Origin of the sequence: Mesorhizobium sp. C432A (assembly GCF_030323145.1) — a bacterium.
In the GTDB taxonomy this organism is placed as follows: Bacteria; Pseudomonadota; Alphaproteobacteria; order Rhizobiales; family Rhizobiaceae; genus Mesorhizobium.
Genome location: NZ_CP100470.1, coordinates 3,434,290 through 3,460,825 on the forward strand (window position 1 = coordinate 3,434,290; position 26,536 = coordinate 3,460,825).

Genomic DNA, 26,536 nt, shown 5'->3' on the forward strand with positions numbered 1-26,536 from the left:
GGTTTTGCGAACCATGACGCCGGACCTTTACTCCAGCCTTTCGCTCTCGACGCCGGAGCTGATCCTCGCCATCGGCGCGCTGGCGCTGTTGATGGTGGGCGCCTATTCGCGCGCCAACACTGCCATTCTGGTGACTGTCCTTGCCGTCGCCGTGCTGGTGATCGCAGGCCTATGGCTGATCTTTCCCACGGGACAGGGCGCAGCCTACGGCAACGCCTTCATCCAGGATCCGTTCTCCCGCTTCATGAAGGTGCTGTCGCTGATCGGTTCGGCGGTGACGCTGGTGATGTCGATGCGCTTCGCCAGGCAGGAGCATTTCGACAAGTTCGAATACCCGGTGCTGATCCTGCTCTGCACGCTCGGTATGATGCTGATGATCTCGGCCAACGGCATGATCGGGCTCTATCTCGGCCTCGAGCTGCAGTCGCTGGCGATTTACGTGCTGGCCGCGATCAATCGCGACAATCTGCGTTCGACCGAGGCCGGTTTGAAGTATTTTGTGCTGGGCGCGCTGTCGTCGGGCATGCTGCTTTACGGCATCAGCCTCATTTACGGCTACACTGGCAATGTCGGCTTCCAGGAAATCGCCTCGGCGCTTGGCAGCGGTGAGCGCCAGCTCGGCCTCGTCGTCGGCCTGGTTTTCGTTTTGGCCGGCCTTGCCTTCAAGATTTCCGCGGTGCCGTTCCACATGTGGACGCCCGATGTCTACGAGGGCGCGCCGACGCCGGTCACCGCCTTCCTGGCGGCTGCCCCCAAAATGGCGGCAATGGCGCTGATCGTGCGCGTCACCATGGGCGCCTTCAAGCCGATCGCTTCCGACTGGCAGCAGATCATCGTCTTCATCTCGATCGCCTCGATGGCGCTCGGCTCCTTCGCCGCGATCGGCCAAACCAACATCAAGCGGCTGATGGCGTACTCCTCGATCGGCCATATGGGCTACGCGCTGGTCGGCCTAGCCGCCAACAGCCAGGCCGGCGTGCGCGGCGTCGCCATCTACATGCTGATCTATCTCGTCATGACGCTCGGCACCTTCGCCTTCATCCTCGCCATGCGGCGCAAGGAAGGCAATGTCGAGCAGATCAGCGATCTCGCCGGTCTGTCGTCGACCAACCCGATCATGGCGACGATCCTGACCATCCTGATGTTCTCGCTGGCCGGCATCCCGCCGCTCGCCGGTTTCTGGGGGAAATGGTACGTGTTCCTCGCCGCCATCAACGCCAATCTCTATGCGCTGGCGATCATCGGCGTGCTGGCCTCTGTGGTGGGCGCTTTCTACTATCTGCGGATCATCAAGATCATGTGGTTCGACGAACCGGCCGGCGGCTTCGTGCCGATGGCGGTTGAGCTGCGCCTCGTGCTTGGTGTCTCCGGCGCTTTCGTGCTGTTCTATGTGCTGATCGGCGGGCCGATCGCGACCTACGCCGAAGCCGCCGCCAAGACATTTTTCTGAACGGATGGCATTTCGGCTGGCTCCGACCTCTGAGACGGAAGGGTTCCGGCTCGAGGCCCATGACAGCGTGGGTTCCACCAACACACTGGCGCTGGACCATGCAAGGGCAGGCGATCCCGGCAAATTGTGGGTCGTTTCCAAGAAGCAGGAAAGCGGCCGTGGCCGCCGCGGCAGGGCCTGGGTATCGCCCGAGGGCAATCTGGCGGCGACATTGCTGGTCATCACCGGCGGTGAGTTGCGTCTGGCGGCGACGCTGGGCTTCGTCGCCGGCCTGTCGCTGGCCGATGCGCTCGACGCCGTGGTGCCGAAGGGCAGGATCGCTATCGGCCTCGACGGCGCCAGCCAGGGGCAGAATCGCTTCGAGCTGAAATGGCCGAACGATGTGCTGGCCTCCGGCGCCAAGCTGGCCGGCATCCTGCTGGAATCGGCCATTCTCGATGGCGGCCGTTTCGCGGTGGCGGTGGGCATCGGCGTCAATGTGGTGGCGCATCCGCCGGATTTGCCGTATCCGGCGACATCGCTTCAGGCGCTGGGCGCGACATGCGACGCCGAAACGCTGTTCTTGGCGCTGTCTGATGCCTGGACCGACAATGCCCGGCTGTGGGATGACGGACGCGGGCTCGACGCCATCCGGCGTCGCTGGCTATCGCGCGCGGCGGGGCTTGGCGGCGAGGTTGCTGTCAGGATTGACGGGAATGTGGTGCGCGGTACCTTCGAAACCATTGACGCGGACTGCCGTTTCGTGATCCGCGATGATGAGGGGTCGGTCGTGACGGTAGCCGCCGGCGACGTGCATTTCGGCGCCGTCGCGTCGGCAAAGATTTAGGGGCTGGCCGCAAGGGCCGGGAAGGGAAAATTGATGGCGAAAGCGCAAAACGCCGAACTCGTCTTCGTGCCGCTCGGCGGCGTCGGCGAGATCGGCATGAACTTCGCCCTTTACGGCTATGGGCCGCCTAGCGCGCGCGAGTGGATCGTCGTCGATGTCGGCGTGACTTTTCCCGATGCGGCGCATCCTGGCGTCGACCTGATCCTGCCCGATACGCGCTTCATCGAGGAGAACCTCGCCGGCCTGCGCGGCATCATCATCACCCACGCGCATGAAGACCATTACGGGGCGCTGCTCGACATCTGGCCGAAGCTGAAGGCGCCGGTGTGGATGACACCGTTCAGCGCCGGACTGCTGGACGCCAAGCGCCAGGGCGAGCAGGGCGCGCCGAAGAAAATTCCGGTGACGATCTACCGGGCAGGCGAAACATTCACTGTCGGCCCGTTCTCGATCGAGGCCATTCCGGTGGCGCACTCGATCCCCGAGCCGATGTCGCTGGCGATCACCTCGCCGGCCGGCACCGTCATCCATACCGGCGACTGGAAGATCGATCCGGAACCGACGATCGGTCCGAAAACCGACGAGGCGCGGTTTCGCGCCTATGGCGACAAGGGCGTTCTGGCGCTGGTCTGCGATTCCACCAATGCGCTGCGCGAAGGCGAATCGCCGTCGGAAGTGGCGGTGGGCGAAGGCCTCAGGGGCGTCATCCAGAGCGCTGTCGGCCGTGTCGCCGTCACCACCTTCTCTTCCAATGTCGGGCGCATCGTCTCGATCGCCAAGGCGGCGCGCGATGCCGGCCGCCAGTGCCTGGTGCTGGGCCGCTCGCTGAAGCGGGTCATCGATGTCGCCGGCGAGCTCGGCTACATGGACGGGCTGCCGGAGTTCATCGCCGAAGAGGATTTCGGCTTCATCCCGCGCGAGAACCTCGTCATCATCTGCACCGGCAGCCAGGGCGAGGCGCTGGCGGCACTGGCAAAACTTTCGCGCGACGAGATGAAATCGGTGTCGCTGACGGCCGGCGACACGGTGGTGTTTTCCTCACGCACCATTCCCGGCAACGAGAAGGCGATCCTCGAGATCAAGAACCGCCTCATCGACCTCGGCATCAAGATCATCGAGGATGGCGACGCGCTTGTGCATGTCTCCGGCCATCCCCGCCGCAGCGAATTGCGCAGGATGTATGAATGGGTGCGGCCGCAGATCGGCGTTCCCGTGCACGGCGAAGCCGCGCATCTGGTGGCGCAGGGGTCGCTGATGTCGACGTCGGGCATCGGCCAGGTGGCGCAAGTGCGCGACGGCGACATGCTGCGGCTGGCGCCGGGTCCGGCCACGATCATCGACCAGGTGCCGTTCGGCCGCATCTACAAGGACGGCAGGCTGATCGGCACCGACCAGGCGATGGGCATACGCGACCGGCGCAAGCTATCCTTTGCCGGCCATGTCGCGGTCAATGTCGTGCTCGACGACAAATATGAGCTCGCCGGCGATCCCGATCTGGTCGCCATCGGCGTCGCCGAGGCCGATGCCCGTGGCGAAAACATGGAAGATCTGATGCTCGACGCGGCCGTCGGCGCGGTCGACTCGATCCCTCGCCAGCGCCGCAAGGACCTCGATCTGGTGCAGGAAGCGGTGCGCCGCGCCGTGCGCGGCGCCGCCAACGAGGCCTGGGGCAAGAAGCCGCTGGTGACGGTGTTTGTGACGAGGTGAGGGAATAGGCAGTAGGCGGTAGGCAGTGGAGAAAAATGCAGATGTATCACTACTGCCTACTGCCCATTCCCTACTCTCTTAACTTGTGGAGCACTTCATGCTCGGACGCCTGAACCATATAGCGCTTGCCGTGCCGGACCTGGCCGCGGCGATTGCGGCCTATCGCGATACGCTTGGCGCGAAGGTCACCGCGCCGCAAGCGCTGCCCGAGCATGGCGTTACCGTGGTGTTCGTCGATGTCGGCAACACCAAGATCGAACTCCTGGAGCCGCTGGGCGAGGGGTCGCCGATCGCGGCCTTTCTGGACAAGAACCCCTCGGGTGGCATGCATCATGTCTGCTACGAGGTCGACGACATCCTTGCCGCGCGCGATCACCTCAAAGCGAGCGGCGCCCGCGTGCTGGGCGACGGCAATCCCAAAACCGGCGCCCACGGCAAGCCGGTGCTGTTCCTGCATCCCAAGGATTTCTTCGGCACGCTGGTCGAACTGGAGCAGGCATGAGCTGGATTTCGTTTGCCGCGCTGTTCTTCATCACCTGGTGGCTGATGCTGTTCATCGTGCTGCCGTTCAGCGTCAAGACGCAGGATGACGACCAGGACGTGACGCTGGGCACGGTTGCGAGTGCGCCGCGCGGGCCGCATATGCTGCGCGCCGTGATCCGCACCACCATCGTCACGGCTGTCGTCATGGGGGTTTTCTATAGCCTGACGCACGGGCTGGGCTACAGCCTCGACGAAGTCCCGCACATCATCCCCGAAGCCAGCCAGGCACCGGCTAACTAACCACTTTCCCGCCGGCAGATCGGCTGGGATGTTTGTGTCTGTTTCGGAGCGCCAAACTCAGATTTTGTCTCGCCAGCCTGCGATGCGCAATAGGCGGCCAGGCATGGCCCACCCGCATTAGAATCACGCCTTGGTGTCAGGCTGACGCAAGCTCACGTGATTTGGGAACAGGTTGATCTAACCAGATGATCGGGCAAAAAAAATGCAAGGCACAAGGCCTTGCAATTTAAACGCGTTCCGATCTGTTTTCCGGTTTCCGGCGGCAGCGGGTAACCGCGCCTAGATCGCATCCTCCCAAGACTTTGACCGCGTAGGAGAGCAGATTTTTCTCCACCCTCTCGGTTATCGGGGCACACTAGCCTAACCCTGATGAAATTGTCACGCAGAATTTTGCCCGCAATCGGGCAATCTGTGCTGCAGTGCACAATAGTGCGGCAGGCTTTGCTTGCGAAACGAACAACACCGGGGCTGCCGCCTTAATCTGGTCAGGTGTGCCGCGTCGCCCGGACGCGCAAAGCGTGTGTGAGGACTTTGCAGTCAGGCGATCACTTTGCGTCAGAAGCATTATCGTTTTCGGTGCGAAGGTCTTTGGAAGAAGAATCGATTTTTGCGATTTCGGGCCGATACGGCCGGTCGGGTTTCCATTCCGTCACGAAATAGCTATGAAGCCGGGGCAAGCAAGCCAGCCGCGCCGATTCCGGCGCAGCCTCCTCTCTCACGGACCTGTCCATGCGTTTGTCGCAGTTTTTCCTGCCCATTCTGAAAGAAAATCCGCGCGAGGCCGAGATCGTCTCGCACCGGCTGATGCTGCGTGCCGGCATGATCCGCCAGCAGGGGCAGGGCAGCTTTTCCTGGCTGCCGCTGGGCAAGCTGGTGCTGGACAAGGTCTGCCGCATCATCCGCGAGGAGCAGAACCGCGCCGGCGCTCTGGAAATCCTGATGCCGACCATCCAGTCGGCCGATCTGTGGCGCGAAAGCGGCCGCTATGACGATTACGGCAAGGAGATGTTGCGCATCAAGGACCGGCAGGACCGCGACATGCTCTACGGTCCGACCAATGAGGAAGTGGTCACCGAAATCGTGCGCGCCTACGTCAAGTCCTACAAGGATTTGCCGCTCAATCTCTACCACATCCAGTGGAAGTTCCGCGACGAGGTGCGGCCGCGGTTCGGCGTCATGCGTTCACGCGAATTCCTGATGAAGGACGCCTATTCCTTCGACCTCGATTTCGAGGGAGCCAAAGCCGCCTATAACCGCATGTTCGTATCCTATCTCCGAACGTTCACGCGCATGGGGCTGCAGGCCATTCCGATGCGAGCCGACACCGGGCCGATCGGCGGCGATCTCAGCCATGAATTCATCATCCTGGCCGACACCGGCGAGAGCCAGGTCTATTGCGACCGCGAATATCTGTCGCTCCAGGTGCCCGGCGAGAAAACCGACTTCGGCAATGACGTTGAGATCGCCGACATCGTCAAGACGTGGACGACGCCTTACGCCGCCACCGACGAGATGCATGACGAGGCGGCCTGGGACAAGCTTGGCGAAGCCGACCGGGTCTCGGCACGCGGCATCGAGGTCGGCCACATCTTCCATTTCGGCGACAAATATTCCAAGCCCATGGGCGCCAAGGTGACCGGGCCCGACGGCAAGGATCATTTCGTTTCCGGCGGCTCCTACGGTATCGGTCCGTCGCGGCTGGTGGCGGCGATCATCGAGGCCAGCCATGACGACAACGGCATCATCTGGCCGGAAGCGGTGACGCCGTTCGACATCGGCCTGATCAACATGAAGGCCGGCGACGCCGAGTGCGACCGCGTTTGCGGCGAGATCTACGCCGCCTTCACCAACGCCGGCAAGGATGTGCTTTACGACGACACCGACCAGCGGCCGGGCGGCAAGTTCGCCACCGCCGACCTGATCGGCCTGCCCTGGCAGTGATCGTCGGGCCGCGCGGCGTGGCCGCCGGCGAGATCGAGATCAAGAACCGCCGGACCGGCGAGCGCGAGACGCTGCCGGTCGCGGAGGCCAGGAAACGCTTCGGTGCAACCGCATGAGCGAAGCCGCGGCAGCGAAGTCTTCGGTAGCCCAGTCTCCGGTTGGCAAGTCTCCGGTCGCCAAGTCTCCGGTCACCAAGTCTCCGGTCGCCGGCCCGTTCTCCATGTTCGAACGCATGGTCGCCTGGCGTTATTTGCGGTCGCGCCGCAAGGAGACGGTGATCTCGGTCATCGCCTCGATCTCCTTCCTAGGCATCATGCTGGGCGTCGCCACGCTGATCGTCGTCATGGCTGTCATGAATGGGTTTCGAGCCGAACTTCTGACCCGCATCCTCGGCGTCAACGGCCATCTGATCGTGCAGCCGCTGGATTCGCCGCTTGAGGATTATGCGCAGGTCGCAGCCCGCATCAACGGCGTGGCCGGCGTCAAATACGCGATCCCGCTGATCGACGGCCAGGTGCTGGCGCAGGGCAATGTCGGCGGCGGCATGGGCGCGCTGGTGCGCGGTATCAGGGCCGAAGACCTCGGCAAGATCGCCATCGTCGCCCAAAACGTCAAGCAAGGCACGCTTGACGGCTTCGACTCCGGCGAGGGCGTCGCCATCGGCAAGCGCATGGCGGAGAATCTCGGCCTTGTGCTCGGCGACACCATCACGCTGATCTCGCCGGACGGCGATGTGACGCCGATGGGCACGACGCCGCGGCTGAAGGGCTACAAGGTGGCGGCGATCTTCGAGGTCGGCATGTCGGAGTATGACAGCTCCATCGTCTACATGCCGTTTTCCGAAGCGCAGCTCTATTTCAACATGGACGGCAGGGCGCAGACGATCGAGATCTATGTCGACAACCCCGATAATGTCGATGCGCTGAAACCGCTGGTCGATGCGGCGGCGCAGCGGCCGATCGATATGGTCGACTGGCGCCAGCGCAACGAGACGTTCTTTTCCGCACTGCAGGTCGAACGCAACGTCATGTTCATGATCCTGACGCTGATCGTGCTGGTGGCGGCGCTCAACATCATTTCGGGCCTGATCATGCTGGTGAAGGACAAGGGCCACGACATCGCCATCCTGCGCACGATGGGCGCCTCGCGCGGCGCCATCCTGCGCATCTTCCTGATGACGGGTGCTGCGATCGGCGTAACCGGCACGCTCGCCGGCGTGCTGCTCGGGGTGCTCATCTGCACCAACATCGAATCCATCCGCCAGTTCTTCTCCTGGATGACCGGCAAGGTGCTGTTCAATCCGGAACTCTATTTCCTCAGCCAGCTGCCGGCAAAGATGGACCCGCGCGAGACCACCTATGTCATCCTGATGGCGCTCGGCCTGTCCTTCCTGGCAACAGTGTTTCCGGCATGGCGCGCCGCACGGCTCGATCCGGTCGAGGCCTTGAGATACGAATGAAGTCCGAGATCATTATCGAGCTGAAGAGCGTCGAGCGGCACTATGTCCAGGGGCCGCGCAAGCTCACCATTTTGAACGGCGCCGACTTTTCGCTGAAACGCGGCGAGATGGTGGCGCTGGTGGCGCCGTCGGGCACCGGCAAGTCGACGCTGCTGCACACGGCGGGCCTGCTCGAGCGCCCCGACGCCGGCGACGTCATTCTGGCCGGCCGCGCCTGCGGACGGCTCTCCGACGACGAACGCACGGCAATCCGCCGCAACGATGTCGGCTTCGTCTATCAGTTCCATCATCTGCTGCCGGAGTTTTCGGCGCTCGAAAACATCATGATGCCGCAGCTGATCAAAGGGCTTTCGCGCAAGGAGTCGTCGGAGCGCGCAGCACAGCTGCTCGACTATATGCAGATCGGCAAGCGCGCGTCGCACCGTCCGTCGGAGCTGTCCGGCGGCGAACAGCAGCGCGTCGCCATCGCCCGTGCCGTCGCCAATGCGCCCTTGCTGCTGCTCGCCGACGAGCCGACCGGCAATCTCGACCCGGTCACCGCCTCCTATGTCTTCGAGGCGCTTGGCGCGCTGGTCAAGCAGTCCGGCCTTGCCGCGCTGATCGCGACCCACAATCACGAACTCGCCTCGCGCATGGACCGCCGGGTGACGTTGGCGGATGGCAAGGTCGTTCCGTTGTAGGCCCCAACTTCCTCATCCTAGGGTCTGCGCCGCGTCGCTGCGCTCCTTGCTCCGCCCTAGGATCACGAAGTGATTGGTGCGTGTCCCGATCGCAAAGGCATGCGATGCGCCCTGCGTCAGCACTGCCGTCACCCCGTCAACCTTTCCTTAACCCTGCCCAAACGGCTGTCAGGATTCGTCGGCATGCCGCTTTCCGCTCATTGACTTTCGAACAAAATTAGAACAAAATACGAACATATCAACAACAGGAGAGAGTTATGAGCGATCTTGTTCAGGACGTCGTTTCGTTGGTGTGCATGAGTGCGTTTCTGGTTTCCATGGCTGTCTGGATCGGCGCCATGTGATGCAACTGCGGTTCGCCGCACTGTTTTAGGCGGGCAGGAAGGCGCTGTGCCGTTAAGCCTTTCTTGCCGCCATGACGCTAGGCTGCCCCGCCAAGACAGGGAGCAAAAACCTCAGGTGTCGCCGATCGTGACGGCCCTTCTCGTGGCCGGTAATCTCGGACTGATTTTCCTTCTGATGACTGCGCCGCTCGGTTTGCGCACGGTGCGGCTGAGCCGCGTGGTTGCCGTGGACCGGCAGCGCCTCTGGCAGGCGCTGTGGCCGCTCGGCAGCGATGCCGGCTGGTCCGGCGAGATACTCTCGGCCCAGCCGCTGGACGGGCAGGGCACGGCCCGCATCCTGCTGTCCTGGGAGGGCCGGGACGGCCAGCCGATCGAGCGAAGGTCGCGCTTCGAGGACGTCGTCGAAGGCAGTCGTTTTTCGATGCGGGTCATCGAGGATACCGCGCTCGACGCGTCGTTCTGGAAGGATTTTTATGAGACCACTGAACTCACCTCGGAAGGTGCCGGCACGCGGGTGACGCTCAGCCAGACCGATCGCTATCGCGGCGTCGCCTTCTTGGTGTTCCGCTACTTCGCCATGCGCCGCGAGCTCGGCAAGCTGGAGGTCTGGGCGAGGACCGGACAATATCGCAAGGGCGGTTGGTTCGAGCATCCGCTGAGCCAGCTCGGTTTCGCCGTTCTTTCGGCTTTCATCCTGTGGCCGTTCTTCGGGCTCAATCTCGGCGGCCTGGCGCTGGCCGCGATCCTGACCTCGGTGGTCGCCCTGCATGAGCTCGGCCACATGGCGGCCTTTCGGCTGACCGGTCATCGCAAGGCGCGGATGATCTTTATCCCGCTGCTCGGCGGCCTCGCCATTGGTGGCCGGCCTTATGACAGCCGCTTCGAGGTCGCCTTCGTGGCGCTGATGGGCGCCGGCTTTTCCGCGTTCCTGGTTCCGCTGCTGATCGTCGCCAGCGGGCTCGCATCCGGCGAGGGACATCGGCTTGCCGCGGCCCTTCTGGCGACGCTTGCCGGCTTTGCCGCATTGTTCAACATCGCCAATCTGGTGCCGGTTTGGAAATTCGACGGCGGCCAGGTACTGCGCCAGATCTGCCCGGGGCCGGTCGCCCTGGCGCTCGCCTCGTTTTCCCTGCTCTCGGCCTTGCTGTGGCTTGGCTGGCTGGCCGGCTTTTCCCAAACCTTTCTGCTGGTGGCGGGCGCCGTCTTTGCCATCCTCAGCCTGATGACAGTGGGTAGCGGGGTAAAACCGCGCCACGAATTGAAGCCGATCCGCATCTTCGACCGCTTCGCCATAGCCGGCGCGCTGCTGGCCGTCTTCGCCATTCACGGTTTCGGGCTGTTGTGGGCCTCGGCGCGGTTGCTTTGAGCGTTGGTCGAGGCGAGACTCAGCCGGCCTTGCGAGCCGGTTCTGCAGAAGTTGACTCCGCTGCCCCGAAAACATCCTCGAAGGCGGATTTCAGCGCCAGGTCGAAATCGGCCATGGTCACGGGCAGGCCGAGGTCGACGAGGCTGGTGACGCCGTGATCCGGCACGCCGCATGGCACGATGCCGCTGAAGTGGCTGAGATCCGGCTCGACATTGACGGCAATGCCATGAAAGCTCACCCAGCGCCGCAGCCGGATGCCGATGGCCGCGATCTTGTCTTCAGCCGGCGAGCCGTCGGGCAGGGACGGGCGCTCGGGCCGCACCACCCAGACTCCGACGCGGTCCTCGCGGCGTTCGCCGCGTACATTGAAGGCGGCAAGCGTGCCGATGATCCACTGCTCGAGCGCGGCGACGAAGGCGCGCACATCCTCGCGCCGGCGCTTCAGGTCAAGCATGACATAGGCAACCCGCTGCCCCGGGCCGTGATAGGTGTATTCGCCGCCGCGCCCCGCGGCAAAAACCGGGAAACGGTCGGGGTCGATCAAATCCTCGATGCGGGCGCTGGTGCCGGCGGTGTAAAGCGGCGGATGCTCGACCAGCCAGACCATCTCGGCGGCCGCACCCGTGCGGATCGCCTCGGCGCGCGCTTCCATCAGGGCCAGCGCATCGGTGTAGCCGGTCAGGCTAGGCTCGATGCGCCATTCGACCGGCGCTGACCCGGGCAAGGGCAGGAACGACGTGGCGATCTGGCTGCGTTCGGTCATGGCTTTTCGTTTTTCGCTTAATGCACGCCGCTTGGCAAAACCGCCTTGCGCTCTGGGGCGGAATGCATTCGCCCTTTATATGGCGGTATCCGGCTGAAACGTCCAGTTCGCCGTCCTTTGCGCGTACCACAGGACGCGCGGCGCTGTAGAGGCCGATATGCCAATTCGCGGCGATTATTGCGCGCGGCGCCCTTGTTTCGCCGGAAACGATTTGCTACACGCCGCGAGCCGGTTCGTTCCGGCTCCTACCACGGGCGGTCGTGGCGGAATTGGTAGACGCGCAGCGTTGAGGTCGCTGTGGGGCAACCCGTGGAAGTTCGAGTCTTCTCGACCGCACCAGTTATTTTTCGGCCATTTAATCGTTGCGACTTCAGGCTGTCGAGGCCGAATCATCGCTTTGGCGATTGAACCGGCCGCTGCAGAGTTGCAACAGGAGTTTGCAGAAACCGCAACGCGAACACGTTAGCTCGCGCCTGCCAGCCTCCTGCACCGGGTGGCGGGGCAGGGGACGGCTTTCTGGGCGACCTAAGCGGCGCGTCGTTGAGGGAAATGGAGACCCGGACGGGCTCGACGAGGGTCAACGGCCGTCACGACGGTGTGGTGGTGATCGCAATAGACGCGATCCGGCGACGTTGGCCCGGCACAAAAACGGTAGCCACCGGGTACCGAGCGGTCTTCGCTCACCGGGAAGCGGCACTGGTTGAGGCCTAGCTGAATGAGGGGGACGTCTCTAGACGCTGGTCTGATATTTTCATGCATGATGGTTTTCAGTTTCCTGGTTCATAGCCATTGCCGGCTGACGGCCGCGGTGCGACCCGCCGGAGCGAGCTTCTCTCGTTTTGGAGGGCTGTGGACCACATATGGTGCTGATCGCACCGTCAAAGAAGCCCGGCGCCCCGCTTCTGCAGCCAAATCGTTTGCGACTTAAGGCCACACCCGCGAGCGCCCGAAGCACCTGTCCGGCCGGGATTTGCCGGCGCGCCGTTGCATAGCCTCAGTCCGTCGCCGCCGATCGCTTGAAGACGATGGTGACCCTGGTTCCCTCGCCGGCACTCGACTTGACGTCGAATTGCGCCTTGGCATTTTCGGTCAGCGACCGCGCGATCAGGGAGCCGAGCTTGCCGGGCCTGGGCCAGGTCTCACCCGTCGGCAGACCGATCCCATCATCGGCGACAGTCACCCGGCAACCATCGCCGCTGACGACGCTGTGCAGCGTGATCGTGCCGCCCTCGCGCCCGACGAATGCATGTTTGAGAGCGTTGGTCAGCAACTCATTGACGACCAGGCCTGTCGGCATGGCAACGTTGATGGATACCGGATAGGTATCCACCTTAAGGTCGAGGCGGATACCTTCGACTGCGTGCGACGCCATGACGGCGGACGCGATCTGGCTAAGATACACACCAAGATCCACCTCATCCTTCTGCTGGTCAGCCGACAAGGTCTGGTAAAGGATTGCCAATGCGTCTACCCGGCCGGCAAGCCTTTCGAAACGCTTCTGGTCCGGTTCGGTGGCGTTGCGGGTTTCCATCCGGATCAAAGCGGTGATCATCTGCAGATTGTTTTTCACCCGGTGCTGCAGTTCGCGCAACAGGGTGTCCTTCTCCCGGATGAGCTCTTCCGCGGGTCGCGCGTCCTCGGTCTCACCGTGTGCCGTGACGTCGACAAGCGCCACCAGCCGGAAGCAGAGCTTGCCGTTGTCGTCCTCGATCACGTTGGAATAAACGTCGACGATTGCCGGCTTGTCCTCGCCGCGCTCAAGACGAAATGTGCCGACGAAATCGGTGTCTTCAACGACAGCCTCGGCGAGCGGCCTGTCCTTCTGCCGATGAAGCCCCCTGCCGGAAAGGGCCGCCCAGTTTTCCCGCGCAAGCTTCGGCGCCTTGAGGTCCGAGAGCTTCTCGAATTCGGGATTGGCGTAGACGACACGCTCCTTCGCGATCAATTCCGAGACGGCGATCGCGATCGGCATCTGGTCGAGAAATTTCTTGAACTGGTCGCTTTCCAGCGCGGTGGCGAGGTCAGGCGTATCGAGCAATTGCTCGACAGCGTCAGCCTTATCGGAGTCTGTCATTTCGGCGCCTGCGTGATGCGTGGAAGCCATCAATATCAGGCATGCAATTCACCCGCCATCTCCAATATCGAAGGGATACGACAGCGTCACTACTGGTGCGGGCCGCGTCGCGCAGGGCTCCACCGCCTGCTGCTCACGAGCGAACTGAACAGAAGGCATTTTTCTCAGGGCCGCCGAACTTTGAAAAGAAATGTCTATGGAATTTGTAGAATTACGCTTTGAATGGGATCTCGGTACTGCTCGCCAGCCTTGGCGGCCCTTCGCCTCCTGAGTTGAGATCAGTGCTCTCGTTACCAAGCAAGTCGGCTCCCGATGAGGGAGTTGCTCCGCCGATCGCTGTGCGGCCGGCAGACGGCGGAGCATTGCCACCAGCCCGCGGCTTTAGAGGAAGAGGTTCCCATGACCAGACTTACCCCCGTAGAGCAGATCATCCCGGATGCCGATATTGTCCCGCTTACCGGACGCGTCGGCGCAGAGATCAGGAACATTCGGCTCTCCGGCGACCTGCCACAGCAGACGGTCGCGGCGATCAACCAGATCCTGTTGCGGCACAAGGTGGTGTTCTTCCGCGACCAGGCGCATCTCGACGATGCCGGGCAGGAGCGCTTTGCCCAGCGTCTCGGCGACCTCGTCCCGCATCCGACGCAAGGTCCCGTCAAGGGAACGGCGTCCATTCTCGAACTCGATTCCAGCCGTGGCGGCGGCCGTGCCGACCAATGGCATACCGACGTCACCTTCGTAGATGCCTATCCGAAATTCTCCGTTCTTCGCGGCGTCGTCATACCGCCGGCCGGCGGCGACACGATCTGGTCGAACACCGCGGCCGCCTACCAGGACCTGCCCGAGCCGTTGAAGCTGCTGGCGGACAATCTCTGGGCCGTTCACAGCAACGTCTACGACTACGCCGCGGTGCGGCCGCGTGCGAGCGCCGCGGAAAAGAAGCACTTCGAGGAGGTCTTCACCTCAACGGTCTACGAGACCGAGCATCCGGTCGTCCGCGTCCACCCCGAAACAGGCGAGCGCTCGTTGTTGCTCGGCAATTTCGTGCAACGGCTGATCGGTCTGTCCAAGAGCGATTCAGCGCGGCTCTACGAGGTATTCCAGTCCTATGTCACCGCGCCCGAGAACACCGTACGCTGGCGCTGGAAAGCCGGCGATGTGGTGATCTGGGACAACCGGGCCACGCAACACTATGCCGTCAACGACTATGGCGATCAGCACCGGGTGGTGCGTCGCGCCACGGTCGATGGCGATATTCCAGTCAGCGTCGACGGCCGCCGCAGCGCCACCCGCACCAAGGTCGCGAAGCCGGCAGCCGACAAGGCGGCATGAGGCGCGGTCGAACGCGAAGGCCGCTGTTCAGGCGGCCTTCTTCATACGTGATAGTGTCTCTGCAACCACCTCACCAAACGACGACGGCGTCGGCACGATGATCACCCCGGCGTCCTTTAGAATCTCGACCTTCTCCTGCGCCGACTCGCCGAAGGCCGAGATGATGGCGCCGGCGTGGCCCATGCGGCGGCCTTTGGGGGCGGAGAGGCCGGCGATGTAGGCGATCAGCGGCTTCCTCATGTTGTCGCGCGCCCAGATGGCCGCTTCGGCTTCCTGCGGTCCGCCGATCTCGCCGATCATCACCACGGCGTCGGTGTCGTCATCCTGTTCGAACAGTTTCAGCATGTCCTTGAAGGACGAGCCGTTGATCGGGTCGCCGCCGATGCCGACGCTGGTCGAGACGCCGATGCCGAGCGACTTCATCTGCGACGCCGCCTCGTAGCCGAGCGTTCCGGAGCGGCCGACGATGCCGACGCGGCCAGGCAGATAGATGCTGCCGGGCATGATGCCGATCAGCGCCTGTCCGGGCGTGATGACGCCGGCGCAGTTCGGGCCGATCAGCCGCATGCGGTCCTCGTAGCGGTAGCGCAGCATGTAGCGCTTGACCTGCATCATGTCCTGCGACGGGATGCCGTCGGTGATGCAGACGCAGAGTTTAATGCCGGCGTCCGCCGCTTCCATGATCGAATCGGCGGCAAAGGGCGGCGGCACGAAGACGATGCTGGCCTCGGCGCGGGTCTCGCGCACCGCGCCCTTGACCGTGTTGAAGACAGGCAGGCCGAGATGCTTCTGGCCGCCTTTGCCGGGGGTGACGCCGCCGACCAGCTTGGTGCCATAGCGTTTCATGTCCTCGGCATGGAAGCTGCCGATCTTGCCGGTGAACCCCTGGACGATGACGCGGGTGCTGCGGTTGAGCAGGATTGCCATTTTCTCGACCTCCCTCAGGCTGCTTTTTTCTTGGTGGCCGCGCGCCAGGCGGCGACGGCTTTTTCGGCGGCTTCGGCCAGCGTGTCGGCAACGATCACCGCCTCGCCGGAATCGGCCAGGATGCGGCGACCCTCCTCGGCCCTGGTGCCGGAGAGACGGACCACCAGCGGCACGTTGACGCCGACCTCGCGTATCGCCTTGATGACGCCTTCGGCGACCCAGTCGCAGCGGTTGATGCCGGCAAAGATGTTGACCAGTATGGTCTCGACATTCTTGTCGCCGAGCACGGCGCGGAAGGATTTGGCCACCCGCTCGGGCGAGGCGCCGCCGCCGATGTCGAGGAAGTTGGCCGGTTCGCCGCCGGCGATCTTGATCATGTCCATGGTAGCCATCGCCAGCCCGGCGCCATTGATGATGCAGCCGATGTTGCCGTCGAGGCCGACATAGGAGAGGCCACGGTCGCTGGCAAAAGTTTCGCGCGGATCTTCCTGGCTTTTGTCGCGCAGCTCGGAGATTTCCGGCCGTCGGAACAGCGCGTTCTCGTCGAACGACATTTTGGCGTCGAGCGCGATCAGATTGCCGTCGCGGGTCACCACCAGCGGATTGATCTCCAGCATCGAGGCGTCGTAGTCGCGGAACACCCGGTAGCAGCTGAAGATGGTCTCGGTCGCCTTGCCGATCAGATTGTGGTCGAGGCCGAGCCCGAAGGCGATTTCGCGCGCCTGGAAACGCTGCATGCCGACGCCGGGATCGACCGATGTGCGCAGGATGGAGTTCGGCGCCTTTTCGACGATGTCCTCGATCTCCATGCCGCCGGCAGCCGAAGCCACGATCATGACGCGCTCTTCCTTGCGGTCGAGGACGAAGCCGACATAGAGCTCCTGCGCTATGTCGACGGCTTCCTCGAGATAGAGGCGCGAAATCAGCTTGCCGCGCGGGCCGGTCTGCTGTGTCACCAGCTTGCGGCCGAGCATGGCTTCGGCGGCGTCGGAGATTTCCTCGTCATTGGCGCATAGCTTGATGCCGCCGGCCTTGCCGCGGGCGCCGGAATGCACCTGCGCCTTCAGCACCCATTTGCTGCCGCCGATCTCGCGCGCCCTGTAGGTTGCCTGCTCGGGGCTGTAGGCCAGCCCGCCGCGCGGCACATGCACGCCGTGGCGTGCCAGCAGTTCCTTGGCCTGATATTCGTGGATGTCCATTTTGTCCTCCCTGAACGGTCAATGCGTGGCGACGCGCGGCTCACTAGAGAATTGACCGGCGCGTTCGATTGCCTCGTTGACCACCAGAACATTGCGCGCCATGCGTTCCGACGCGGCGTCGATCATCTTGCCGTCGAGGGCCGCCGCGCCCTTGCCCTGCGCCTCCGCCTCCTTCAGCACTTCGAGGATGCGCCGGGCGCGGGTGACCTCTTTTTCCGGTGGAGAGAAGACGTCGTTGGCAAGCGCGATCTGCGAGGGGTGGATCGCCCACTTGCCTTCGATGCCCAGCGCCGCCGCGCGCCTGGCGCCAGCGATGTAGCCCTCCGGATCGGAGAAGTCGCCGAACGGCCCGTCAATGGCGCGCAAGCCATAGGCGCGGCAGGCGACGGTCATGCGCGACAGAGCGAAATGCCACTGATCGCCGGGATAGTCGGGGTTGAGGCCGCCAATGTTGACCGTGCGCGCCTTGCAGCTTGCCGCATAGTCGGCGACGCCGAAATGCATGGCTTCCAGCCGGCCGGGTGTCGCGGCAATCGCCTCGACATTGGCCATGCCGAGCGCGGTCTCGATCAGCGCTTCGAGGCCGACGCGGGTCCTGAAACCCTTTGCCATCTCGATCTGGTTGACCATGGCCTCGACCATGTAGAGGTCGGCCGGCACGCCGACCTTCGGCACCAAAATGGTGTCCAGCCGGTCACCGGCCTGCTCCATGACGTCAACCACGTCGCGGTACATGTAGTGCGTGTCGAGGCCGTTGATGCGCACCGAGACGGTCTTGCCCTTGGCGCGCCAGTCGATGTCGTTGAGCGCCTGGATGATGTTCTTGCGGGCGCGCTCCTTGTGGGGTGGGGCAACGGCGTCCTCGATGTCGAGGAAGATGAAGTCGGCGGCGCTGTTCGCCGCCTTGTCGATCATTTCCGGGCTGGAGCCGGGAACCGCCAGCTCGCTGCGCTGCAGGCGGAGTTTCTTCAGGTGGTTGATGGTGTGGCTCATTGTCGGCTCCTCAGGCGGCTTCGGCGACCGGCACGGCGGCCGAGGCGCGGAAGTGCTGGATGGCGGCGCCGACGCCCGAGCCCGGCGCCAGCCGTACGCCGCAGTCGAGCAGCGCCATTTCGGCGGCCGAGAGCGAGGCCAGCACCATCACCTCGTTCAGCCAGCCGAGATGGCCGATGCGGAAGACCTTGCCGATCACCTTGTTGAGGCCGCCGCCGAGCGAGGTCTGGTAATTCTGGTAGGCGCGCTTGACCACATCGCCGCTGTCGACGCCGTCCGGCACCAGGATGGCGCTGACGGTGTCGGAGTGCCATTTCGGCGCCTTGGCGCAGAGCTTCAGGCCCCAGGCGTCGACCGCCTTGCGCACGCCTTCGGCGAGGCGATGGTGACGGGCGAAGATGTTTTCCAGCCCTTCCTCGGCGATCAGGTCGAGCGAGGCGCGCAGGCCGCGCAGCAGCTGAGTAGCCGGCGTATAAGGGAAATAGCCGGCGTCGTTGGCGCGGATCATATCTTCGAAGGAGAAGAAACAGCGGCGGTGGGTGGCGCTCCGCGAGGCCACCAGCGCCTTCTTGCTGACGGAGAGGAAACCGAGGCCGGCGGGCAGCATGAAACCCTTCTGCGAGCCGCTGACCGCGCAATCGACGCCCCATTCCTCCTGGCGAAAGTCGATCGAGCCGATCGACGAGACGCCGTCGACGAAGAGCAAAGCAGGGTGGTTGGCGTCATCGAGCGCGGCGCGGCAGCCGGCGACGTCGCTGGTCACGCCGGTCGCGGTCTCGTTTTGGGTGCAGAAGACTGCCTTGATGCGGTGCGCCTTGTCGGCCCTGAGCCGCTCGGCATAGAGCTCGAGCGGCACGCCGGTTCCCCATTCGCAGTCGATGACATCGACCTCGAAGCCGAGCCGTTCGGCCATGTCGACCCACAGATGCGAGAACTGGCCGAAGCGCGACATCAGCACGCGGTCACCGGGGCTGAGCACATTGGTCATCGCCGCTTCCCAGGCGCCGGTGCCGGAGGAGGGATAGATGAAGACGCGGCCGGTCTCGTTCTTGAACACCGTCTTGATGTCTTCGAACAGCGGTAGCGTGAGATCGGGGAAGGATGCTGCACGCATGTCCTCCATCGGCAGGTTCATCGCCTGGCGGACCTGTTCGGGAATGTTGGTCGGTCCGGGAATGAAAAGATGGGTGAAACCGGCCATGTCGCGAACTCCTCCTGATCCAGCAAAGCGGTGATGGGGAGTTTCGTTTCGACGGCTAATGGCAACAACACCTCAAGAGGTAACATCTTGCCGCGCGCGGGTGGGGGTTGCCTACCCGGGTGACCTACCCGCGGCTCATCGCTTTCCTACCCGAACGGCTGCTTCTGGGTACGCCGCTCGCGCGCATAGAGCGCGACGGCCATCGCCCGGTTGCGGACGTCGAGCTTGTCGTAGAGATTCTTGAGGTGATACTTCACCGTGTTCTCGGAAATCCCCGTACGCGTCGCGATCTGCAAATTGGTCCAGCCGTCGGACAGCACGGCCAGCAGTTCGCGCTCGCGCACGGTGAGCAGCGACAAGGGCGTGTCGTTGACCTTATTGATGTCGATGTAGGGGATGCAGATGCGTCCATGCGCGACGGCCAGGATGGTCTCGAAGATGATCGCTGGATCGTCGAACTGGAAGCAGTAGCCCTGGGCGCCGAGGCGCACGCACTGCTTCAGGATGCCGATGTCGTGGTCGTTGGAAAACACCGCGATGCGCACGCCGAGCTTGCGGCTGTGAACCTCGGCCAGCACATCGGCGCCGTCCATGTCGGCAAGCTTCCACCCGATGATTGCGACGTCGAATTCGCCTTCCGCTGCCAACTCAAGAAAATGCCTGCCGCTTTGCACGCAGGCCAGGAGCTCGAAGCGCCCGTCGCAGTCCAGCATGTCGCGCAGCGCCGATATCACGAGCGGATTGCGTTCGGCCACGACCACGCGCACGCGCCGTTCCTCGATTGCTTTCTGCGTCTGCGACCTGATCTTCAAGGGCTTCCGGCTGTTCTGGTTGTCGCCTAGGCGGGTCCGGCCTTTGCCTGAACCTGCATCATGACAATTCTGCCCCAACCGTGCTGGGGTGCTCTTTCCCCAGCGACATGCGCTGTCGCGCCGCCTGAATCCTGGGCGGCGTCATATCCTGATGAAATCGCTCTCGCCCATATGCAGGGCGGGGCGCATTTCGTTTGATATTACCGTGCGTTGCGCGCTAGACCTGACAGGCACCTTTTCCGAAATTCCCATGGCGGGAGCCGCTGGTGGAACGCCAGGACGACCACACGACCGGCGCCAAAGCCGCTGACGATGCCCACGCCGACATCTATGGCGAGGACGGCGCCGTTCTGTCATCATTCCTCGCCCAGATCGGGGCGGCGATCGCCGATCGCGATACGCTGACGCTGAAGCGCGAAGTCGACGACCTGCACCAGTCGGAACTTGGCGATCTGCTCGAGGCCCTGCACCCCGAACAGCGTCGCGCCCTTGTCGAACTGCTCGGCGCCGACTTCGACTTCTCGTCGCTGACCGAGGTCGACGAGGCGATCCGCCGCGATATCGTCGACAATATGCCCAATGAGCAAATTGCCCAGGGCATGCAGGACCTCGATTCCGACGACGCGGTCTACATTCTCGAAGATCTTGAAAAGGAAGACCAGGACGAGATCCTGTCGCAGCTGCCGTTCACCGAGCGGATCAGGCTGCGCCGCTCGCTCGACTACCCGGAAGAGACCGCCGGCCGCCGCATGCAGACCGAGTTTGTCGCCGTGCCGCCGTTCTGGACCATAGGCCAGACCATCGACTACATGCGCGAAGACAAGAACCTGCCCGAGCGGTTCAGCCAGATCTTCGTCATCGATCCAAGCTTCAAGTTGCTCGGCGCCATCGACCTCGACCAGATCCTGCGCACCAAGCGCACGACCAAGGTCGGAGACGTGATGCACGAGACGAGGCACGCCATTCCGGCCACCATGGACCAGGAAGAGGCGGCGCGGGACTTCGAGCAATACGATCTTCTGTCCGCCGCCGTCGTCGACGAGAACGAGCGGCTGGTCGGCGTGCTGACCATCGACGACGTCGTCGATGTCATCCAGCAGGAGGCCGAGGAAGATCTGCTGCGCATGGGCGGCGTCGGCGACGAAGAGTTGTCCGACAGCATTCTTTCGACCTCGCGCTCGCGCGTGCCCTGGCTGCTGGTCAACCTGTTGACGGCGTTCCTCGCGGCTGCGGTGATCGGGCTGTTCGACCGCACCATCGAGCACATCGTGGCGCTGGCCGTGCTGATGCCGATCGTGGCCGGCATGGGCGGCAATGCCGGTTCGCAGACCATGACCGTCACCGTGCGCGCGCTGGCGACCAGGGACCTCGACATCTACAATGCCGGCCGCATCATCCGCCGCGAAATGGGCGTGGGTTCCATCAACGGCATCATCTTCGCCGTGCTGATCGGCATCGTCGCGGCCGTCTGGTTCCGCGATCCCAATCTGGGCGGCATCATAGCGGCGGCGATGATCATCAACATGTTCGTGGCAGCCCTTGCCGGTATCCTGATCCCGCTATTGCTCGACCGGTTCAAGATCGACCCGGCGGTGGCGTCGGCGGTTTTCGTCACCACCGTCACCGACGTCGTTGGCTTCTTTGCCTTCCTGGGGCTGGCCACCTGGTGGTTCGCTATCCCTTGAGAAAGAGGCGTTGCGGGTTCAATTGACTTTTACGTAAATGTGGTGCGAGGCTTGCGCGGGGTTCCATGCCGAGTCCGGCTTGGAACGGGGTTGATCGGAATGCGTTGGAAATCCCGGGCGACCGGGCGTTTTCCGATGTTCCGACATTTGGAGCAAAGATGCGGGAATATTATTCGATCACCGAACTGACCCGCGAATTCGACGTGTCGACGCGGACGCTGCGCTTCTACGAGGATGAGGGGCTGGTGCAACCAGTCCGGCGGGGCCGCACAAGGCTGTTTCGCCCATCTGACCGGCATCTGATCCGCCAGATCATGCGCGGAAAACGGCTCGGCTTCTCGATCAACGAGATCCGCGAAATCATCCAGATGTACAAGGAACCACCCGGCGAGGTCGGTCAACTCAACCTGATGATCAAGCGCATCGAGGAAAAGCGCGAGGATTTGCGCCAGAAGCGGCGCGATCTCGAGGAGACGCTGGCGGAGCTCGACCAGGCTGAGGAGTCATGTGTTGAGCGGCTGGTGGAGCTGGGGGTTAATACCTGAGCGGACCCTCGAGCGTTTGCGCGCCCGTCGCAAACGTTCGCGATTAGCCGGAGCCCTTCCGCACTTCGTCATTCTAGGGCGAAGCAGGAGCGAAGCTCCCTCGCGGAGACCCTAGAATCCATTCCGTGACATCGGTCGTGGAGTGCAGCGGTAGCGAATTCTGGACCATAGCAACGCTCTGGAGTCGCGGCATGGATCCTCGGGTCTGTGCTGCGTCGCTACGCTCCTTGCTCCGCCCGTGGATGACGAAGAGACGGATGCGCCAGCTAATCGCCAAGGTATACATCCCTGCCACGTCGCCTCAGATCCACCGGCGCACCCGCTTCGTATAGTCGCGGTACTTCTTGCCGAATTTGGCGAACAGCACCTTCTCCTCGCTCTCGATGGCGACCTTCTGCGTTGCAAATGCCGCGATCAAAGCCAGCGGCAGGAACCATACGATCCCCGAGACGAAGGCGACGCCGATCAAAAGCAGCGTGTTGGCCAGATACATCGGGTTGCGCGTCACGCCGAACGGGCCGGACGTCACCAGATGATCCGGCACGCCATTGGGGTTCATCGTCGTTTTGGCCCGGATCATGGTGCGGATAGCGGTGAACCAGAGGGCTGCGACGGCAAACAGCACCACAAAGCCGGCGGCAAACAAAAGGTCGCCCAAGAGGTCGCCGATCCAGGGCAGGGGATAGAACAGGCCGAGCGCGATGCTGATGGCAATGGCGGCGATGTAGATCAGCGGCGGCCATGGGATCAGCCGTCGTCTCGGTAGATCGGGTTTTGCCAGCCCGGGTTTTGTGAGCTTGTCGGTCATTGTTGCCCTCCCTGCGTCATCGGACTCTCCTCCGTCCTTGCGGTGCAGATGCCGGCGAGTTCACCGAGATGCGCTTTGAACTCCGGGGTCTGGTCACCATTGTAGAGCCGGTCGAATGCCGCTTCGCTTTGCAGCGTGTCCAGCATGCACACACAATAGCTGGTGCAGAACTCCGTGTCGCGCTGCTGTTCGCAGGATACCTGGCATTCCTTGAGGAAGACTACTTCCCGTGTCTCGACCGGCGCCGGCGCGATCTGCGAGAACAGCCAGACGCAGCCGAACAGCAGCGGCTGGTGGATCAGATAGAAAGCCAGGCTGTGGCGGCCGATGAAGGTGAGCGGCCTGGTCCAGCTTCCTGATCCCAGCTTGGCCAGCCGCGCCAGCAGGCCGGTGGTGGACGCAAACTTTGCCGCGGCGATGCCGAGAAGCACGGCGCCGAACCAGGGAAACAGCGGCACGTAATCGTTGGAGCGCGGGTTGATCGCCGACAGGCCGACCCACCACAGCGCCGGATGATCGAAGGCTTCGGATCGGAAATAGATCGGCCCGGCGATCACCACCGCCGCCACGACAAGCGCCAGCAAGGACGGCAGCCGCAAGAACAAAAGGCCGAGCAGGCTGGCCAGCGCGATCTGATGCAGGATGCCGAAGAAGATGAAGCTGTCCGGCGTGATGAAGTACGTGACCGCCGATATAGCGGCGGCCGCGACGGCGACCATGGCAAAACGTTTCCAGAAGCCGGTCCAGCGGATCTGCCTGCCATGCGCGAGAAACAGGCTGACGCCGACCAGGAACAGGAAGGTCGAGGCGATGCAGCGCGCATAGATCTTCCACCAGCCGACGGCGGTGAGGCCGGGATCGGTGTAGTGGAAATTTTCGAGATCCCAGGTGAAGTGGTAGCTCGCCATGGCGATCAGCGCGATGCCGCGTACGACATCGATGGCGACGATGCGCTTCGGTTGATCTCGCTTCAGTTGATCTCCAGGGGGTGCGGTATGGATGCTCATGGTCTCGCGATCTGATTCAGCCCCAAAGACGACTATCACGGTTGCACCGGACAAAAGAAGGCCGCCCTCTACGCTCCGGGTCGCGCCGTGCGGCTGCATCGCGCGGCGCTTTAGGCCAGAGCCGGAAAGCCTTTGGCCGAATTCGCTTTTTGCCGGGAAGGGGTCGGTTTCCTGTTACCGGCGGAGGAAGCGCCAGCGCAGATTTGGGCTGCGAGTCTGATTTGGGGATCAAATGTCCACCCATGTGCGCCATCCGATCTGGCTGCCAGCCCTGCGTCCGGCGGATGCGCGCACCTTTGCCTCGCTCTATGCGGTCGAATCCTTCGCCCGTGCCACGGTGTCGAGCGTCATCCCGATCCAGGCTTATGAGATTCTGCACAACGAGCAGATCGTCTCGATCCTCTACACCATCGTGGCGCTGCTCGGCCTGTCGGTGACCTTGTTCATGCCGATGCTGATCCGCAGGTTTGACCGGCGCTGGGTCTATACCGCCGGCGCCTGCCTGCTGGCGATGGGCTCGCTGTTCTTCGTCACCCACACGCTTGCCGGGCAACTGGCAGGCATGCTGTGCCGCGTGATGGGGGCGAGCGCCCTGTCGATCACGCTCAACCTCTACATCATGGACCACATCCGCAAGACCGATTTCATGCAGGCCGAATCGCTGCGCATGGCGTGGTCGATGCTGGCCTGGACCGGCGGGCCGACACTCGGCATCTTCCTCTACACACGCTACGGCATCTATGCCGCGCATGGCGCGGTCGCGGTGTTTGCGTTGGCCTTGCTGGCGCTGTTCTGGACCTACAGGCTGGGCGACAACCGGTCGATCCGGCCGGGCAAGACACGGCCGGCCAATCCGCTGGCCAATATCGGCCGCTTCGTAGCACAACCCAGGCTCAGGCTGGCCTGGCTGATCGCCTTCGGCCGCTCCTGCTTCTGGACGACGTTCTTCGTCTACGGGCCGCTGTTCATGGTGATTACCGGCGAGGGCAAGCTTGCCGGCGGCCTGCTGGTTTCGGCCGGCAACGCGCTGTTGTTCATGGCGATCTTCTGGGGCAAAGCGGGAAAACGCTTCGGCGGCCGGCGCACCATGACCTTCGCCTATTTCGCGATGTCGGCGACGCTGCTTGCGGCGGCCGCGGTCGGCACTACCGCGCCGCTGCTTACGGGCTTTTTCCTGCTCTGCGGCGCCTTCTTCACCATCGCGCTCGATGCACTGGGCTCGACCGCCTTCATGCGCTCGGTGCGGTCCTATGAGCGGGCGCAGATGGCCGCGGTCTACCGCACCTATCTCGACTTTTCCGAGCTGACGCCGCCGCTGGTTTATTCGGTGGTGCTGGCGTTTTTCGGCCTCGGCTCGGTGTTCGTGACGCTGGGCATTCTGGCCGCGGTTTGCGGCTTTATCACCTGGCGCTATCTGCCGAAGTCGCTTTGATCAGGAGGCCGCATGCCGCTCGCGCACCCAGTTGTGGAAGCGATGCAGATCATACTCCTCCGGCATCAGCACGCCGGCCGCGTGACGCATCGAGCGCAGGCCTTTCTGGTTGACCTCGCAGATCGCGGCATCCTCCTCCAGCACCTGGGTACCGAAGGCGACGACATTGTCGATGTCGGTCTCGGCGAGCGCCTCGGGCGCGAACAGCCATTCGGCGGTGAGTTCGGCCTGTTCGGGACCGAGCGGCATCAGTCGCACCGTCCTGACATAATCGACATGGCCGACGATGAACATCGAGGGCAGGCTGGTGGCATAGGTCTGTCCGGCCGCACGCTCGGCTGGCGTCAGGCCCGGGAAGACCGGGCCATGGGCGTGTCCGTCGCGCGACCAGGTCTCGGCGCCGGCGCGCAGGCCACCCGAAAACTCCGGTGCGTCATTGTCGGCATGGCGGACCCAGTCGGGGTCGTCGTGCCGGCTCATCAGGCCGCGGCCGTATATCGGCACCAGCCGAGACAGGTCCTTGTGGACGCCTGGGCAATGCAGGCACTCGTTGAAGTTCTCCCAGAAGATTTTCCAGTTGCAGTTCATCACCTTGCGCAGGACATGGCCTGATACCAGCGTTTCCAGCGGCCAGTTGGCGAGGTCGCCGGATGCGGGATCGAAGGAGGTCTCGGCGGAGCCGGCCGTCGCCTGCTGAAGGTTCACAAAGACAAAGCCGCGCCACACCGACAGCGCCACCCGGTAGAGCGGATGATCTGCCTTGTCGAAACCATCTGGCAGCGATTTCGAGGGAACGCGCACGAGATCGCCGCGCAGCGAGTAGGACCAGGCATGGTAGGGGCAAGTGATGAGCCGCGCTTTCAGCCGGCCCTCGCTTTCCTGGCAAAGCTGCGAGCCGCGATGCCGGCAGGTGTTGTGGAAGGCGCGCAACTCGCCGGTGTCGTCGCGCAGCACGACGATTTCCTGCGTGCCGACGCGGAATGTCCTGAATGCCAAAGGCTGGGCAAGATCGGCCTCGCGGCAGACGAGCAGCCAGCTTTTGTACCAGATGGCCTCGAGATCGCGCTGGTAAGCCTCGCTATCCCAATAGGCCGATGACGGTAGCGTCGGTTCGGCCCGGCTCAGGCCGTTATAGGGGTCGCGCTCGCTCGGGTTGGGATGCATGGCTGGCTTCCTATGAAGCGTCAGCCGACACCCCGGCA

Annotated in this window: 24 protein-coding genes, 1 tRNA gene and 1 pseudogene; 15 read left to right on the top strand and 11 right to left on the bottom strand. The window is 63.4% G+C overall.

Features of this window, described 5'->3' with window-relative positions; genetic code table 11:
- Positions 1 to 13 precede the first annotated feature (13 nt).
- The 10 genes and pseudogenes from nuoN (at position 14) to NLY33_RS16645 (ending at position 10,556) form a co-directional block, all read left to right on the top strand.
- The gene (gene nuoN, locus NLY33_RS16600) at positions 14 to 1,450 is read left to right on the top strand and encodes an NADH-quinone oxidoreductase subunit NuoN (RefSeq protein ID WP_023706136.1); all 1,437 of its coding nucleotides are present in this window, start codon (positions 14 to 16) and stop codon (positions 1,448 to 1,450) included.
- 4 nt (positions 1,451 to 1,454) lie between these two features.
- A complete protein-coding gene (locus NLY33_RS16605) occupies positions 1,455 to 2,276 on the top strand; it encodes a biotin--[acetyl-CoA-carboxylase] ligase (RefSeq protein ID WP_023709242.1) in 822 nt (273 codons plus the stop codon).
- A 33-nt stretch (positions 2,277 to 2,309) separates the two neighbouring features.
- Positions 2,310 to 3,983, top strand: a complete 1,674-nt coding sequence (locus NLY33_RS16610; RefSeq protein WP_023690300.1) for a ribonuclease J — start codon at positions 2,310 to 2,312, stop codon at positions 3,981 to 3,983.
- Positions 3,984 to 4,080: 97 nt separating this feature from the next.
- Positions 4,081 to 4,485, top strand: coding sequence for a methylmalonyl-CoA epimerase (gene mce / locus NLY33_RS16615; RefSeq protein ID WP_023698333.1), 405 nt, complete (start codon positions 4,081 to 4,083; stop codon positions 4,483 to 4,485).
- Positions 4,482 to 4,766, top strand: coding sequence for a DUF1467 family protein (locus tag NLY33_RS16620; protein WP_023670803.1), 285 nt, complete (start codon positions 4,482 to 4,484; stop codon positions 4,764 to 4,766). The genes mce and NLY33_RS16620 overlap by 4 nt, the downstream gene beginning before the upstream one ends.
- A 729-nt stretch (positions 4,767 to 5,495) precedes the next feature.
- Positions 5,496 to 6,707 (top strand): proline--tRNA ligase, encoded by a 1,212-nt coding sequence (gene proS / locus NLY33_RS16625; RefSeq protein ID WP_502882060.1) that lies wholly within the window; start codon positions 5,496 to 5,498, stop codon positions 6,705 to 6,707.
- A pseudogene (locus NLY33_RS16630) lies at positions 6,606 to 6,823 on the top strand (His/Gly/Thr/Pro-type tRNA ligase C-terminal domain-containing protein); the annotation flags it as partial. The gene proS and the pseudogene NLY33_RS16630, both read left to right, overlap by 102 nt.
- 104 nt (positions 6,824 to 6,927) lie before the next feature.
- Positions 6,928 to 8,166: a lipoprotein-releasing ABC transporter permease subunit gene (locus NLY33_RS16635; protein WP_031194713.1), complete on the top strand. Its 1,239-nt coding sequence runs from the start codon at positions 6,928 to 6,930 to the stop codon at positions 8,164 to 8,166.
- Positions 8,163 to 8,846, top strand: a complete 684-nt coding sequence (locus NLY33_RS16640) for an ABC transporter ATP-binding protein (protein ID WP_023690966.1) — start codon at positions 8,163 to 8,165, stop codon at positions 8,844 to 8,846. The genes NLY33_RS16635 and NLY33_RS16640 overlap by 4 nt, the downstream gene beginning before the upstream one ends.
- 459 nt (positions 8,847 to 9,305) lie before the next feature.
- Positions 9,306 to 10,556: a peptidase M50 gene (locus tag NLY33_RS16645; protein ID WP_023706132.1), complete on the top strand. Its 1,251-nt coding sequence runs from the start codon at positions 9,306 to 9,308 to the stop codon at positions 10,554 to 10,556.
- A 19-nt stretch (positions 10,557 to 10,575) separates the two neighbouring features.
- On the opposite strand, the gene lipB is transcribed toward NLY33_RS16645, so the two are convergent.
- Complete coding sequence (lipB, locus tag NLY33_RS16650) at positions 10,576 to 11,319, bottom strand: lipoyl(octanoyl) transferase LipB (protein ID WP_023706131.1); 744 nt, start codon at positions 11,317 to 11,319, stop codon at positions 10,576 to 10,578.
- 254 nt (positions 11,320 to 11,573) lie between these two features.
- Here lipB and NLY33_RS16655 point away from each other — a divergent pair.
- Positions 11,574 to 11,658, top strand: a tRNA-Leu gene (locus tag NLY33_RS16655).
- Positions 11,659 to 11,844: 186 nt separating this feature from the next.
- Here the strand turns inward: NLY33_RS16655 and NLY33_RS29515 are convergent.
- Complete coding sequence (locus NLY33_RS29515; protein ID WP_081726779.1) at positions 11,845 to 12,078, bottom strand: GcrA family cell cycle regulator; 234 nt, start codon at positions 12,076 to 12,078, stop codon at positions 11,845 to 11,847.
- Positions 12,079 to 12,313: 235 nt separating this feature from the next.
- Positions 12,314 to 13,393 carry a sensor histidine kinase gene (locus NLY33_RS16660; protein ID WP_023690969.1) on the bottom strand — a complete coding sequence of 360 codons (1,080 nt, stop codon included), beginning with the start codon at positions 13,391 to 13,393 and terminating at the stop codon, positions 12,314 to 12,316.
- 399 nt (positions 13,394 to 13,792) lie between these two features.
- On the opposite strand from NLY33_RS16660, the gene NLY33_RS16665 reads away from it, so the two are divergent.
- Complete coding sequence (locus NLY33_RS16665; protein ID WP_023690970.1) at positions 13,793 to 14,725, top strand: TauD/TfdA dioxygenase family protein; 933 nt, start codon at positions 13,793 to 13,795, stop codon at positions 14,723 to 14,725.
- Between the two features lie 27 nt (positions 14,726 to 14,752).
- On the opposite strand, the gene sucD is transcribed toward NLY33_RS16665, so the two are convergent.
- The 5 genes from sucD to NLY33_RS16690 form a co-directional block, all read right to left on the bottom strand.
- Positions 14,753 to 15,652, bottom strand: a complete 900-nt coding sequence (gene sucD / locus NLY33_RS16670) for a succinate--CoA ligase subunit alpha (RefSeq protein ID WP_023706130.1) — start codon at positions 15,650 to 15,652, stop codon at positions 14,753 to 14,755.
- A gap of 14 nt (positions 15,653 to 15,666) precedes the next feature.
- Positions 15,667 to 16,851, bottom strand: a complete 1,185-nt coding sequence (locus NLY33_RS16675; protein ID WP_023706129.1) for a malate--CoA ligase subunit beta — start codon at positions 16,849 to 16,851, stop codon at positions 15,667 to 15,669.
- A gap of 18 nt (positions 16,852 to 16,869) precedes the next feature.
- A complete protein-coding gene (locus NLY33_RS16680) occupies positions 16,870 to 17,844 on the bottom strand; it encodes an HpcH/HpaI aldolase/citrate lyase family protein (protein WP_023706128.1) in 975 nt (324 codons plus the stop codon).
- 10 nt (positions 17,845 to 17,854) lie between these two features.
- The gene (locus tag NLY33_RS16685; protein ID WP_023706127.1) at positions 17,855 to 19,045 is read right to left on the bottom strand and encodes an aminotransferase class V-fold PLP-dependent enzyme; all 1,191 of its coding nucleotides are present in this window, start codon (positions 19,043 to 19,045) and stop codon (positions 17,855 to 17,857) included.
- A gap of 146 nt (positions 19,046 to 19,191) precedes the next feature.
- The gene (locus NLY33_RS16690) at positions 19,192 to 19,857 is read right to left on the bottom strand and encodes a response regulator transcription factor (protein WP_023670791.1); all 666 of its coding nucleotides are present in this window, start codon (positions 19,855 to 19,857) and stop codon (positions 19,192 to 19,194) included.
- A 266-nt stretch (positions 19,858 to 20,123) separates the two neighbouring features.
- Between NLY33_RS16690 and mgtE the strand changes: the two genes are divergently transcribed.
- Together mgtE and NLY33_RS16700 are read left to right on the top strand one after the other, a co-directional pair.
- The gene (mgtE, locus tag NLY33_RS16695; RefSeq protein ID WP_023706126.1) at positions 20,124 to 21,542 is read left to right on the top strand and encodes a magnesium transporter; all 1,419 of its coding nucleotides are present in this window, start codon (positions 20,124 to 20,126) and stop codon (positions 21,540 to 21,542) included.
- A 158-nt stretch (positions 21,543 to 21,700) separates the two neighbouring features.
- Entirely contained in the window at positions 21,701 to 22,087 is a 387-nt protein-coding gene (locus tag NLY33_RS16700; protein WP_023685221.1) for a MerR family transcriptional regulator, read from the top strand.
- A gap of 301 nt (positions 22,088 to 22,388) precedes the next feature.
- On the opposite strand, the gene NLY33_RS16705 is transcribed toward NLY33_RS16700, so the two are convergent.
- Positions 22,389 to 22,895, bottom strand: a complete 507-nt coding sequence (locus NLY33_RS16705) for a methyltransferase family protein (protein ID WP_023706125.1) — start codon at positions 22,893 to 22,895, stop codon at positions 22,389 to 22,391.
- On the bottom strand, positions 22,892 to 23,902 hold the full coding sequence (locus NLY33_RS16710; RefSeq protein ID WP_023706124.1) for an acetyltransferase domain-containing protein: 1,011 nt from the start codon (positions 23,900 to 23,902) through the stop codon (positions 22,892 to 22,894). Before NLY33_RS16710 ends, NLY33_RS16705 begins: the two co-directional genes overlap by 4 nt.
- A gap of 232 nt (positions 23,903 to 24,134) precedes the next feature.
- On the opposite strand from NLY33_RS16710, the gene NLY33_RS16715 reads away from it, so the two are divergent.
- Entirely contained in the window at positions 24,135 to 25,334 is a 1,200-nt protein-coding gene (locus tag NLY33_RS16715; protein WP_023706123.1) for an MFS transporter, read from the top strand.
- Here the strand turns inward: NLY33_RS16715 and NLY33_RS16720 are convergent, their stop codons facing one another.
- On the bottom strand, positions 25,335 to 26,498 hold the full coding sequence (locus NLY33_RS16720) for an aromatic ring-hydroxylating oxygenase subunit alpha (protein ID WP_023706122.1): 1,164 nt from the start codon (positions 26,496 to 26,498) through the stop codon (positions 25,335 to 25,337).
- Positions 26,499 to 26,536 lie beyond the last annotated feature (38 nt).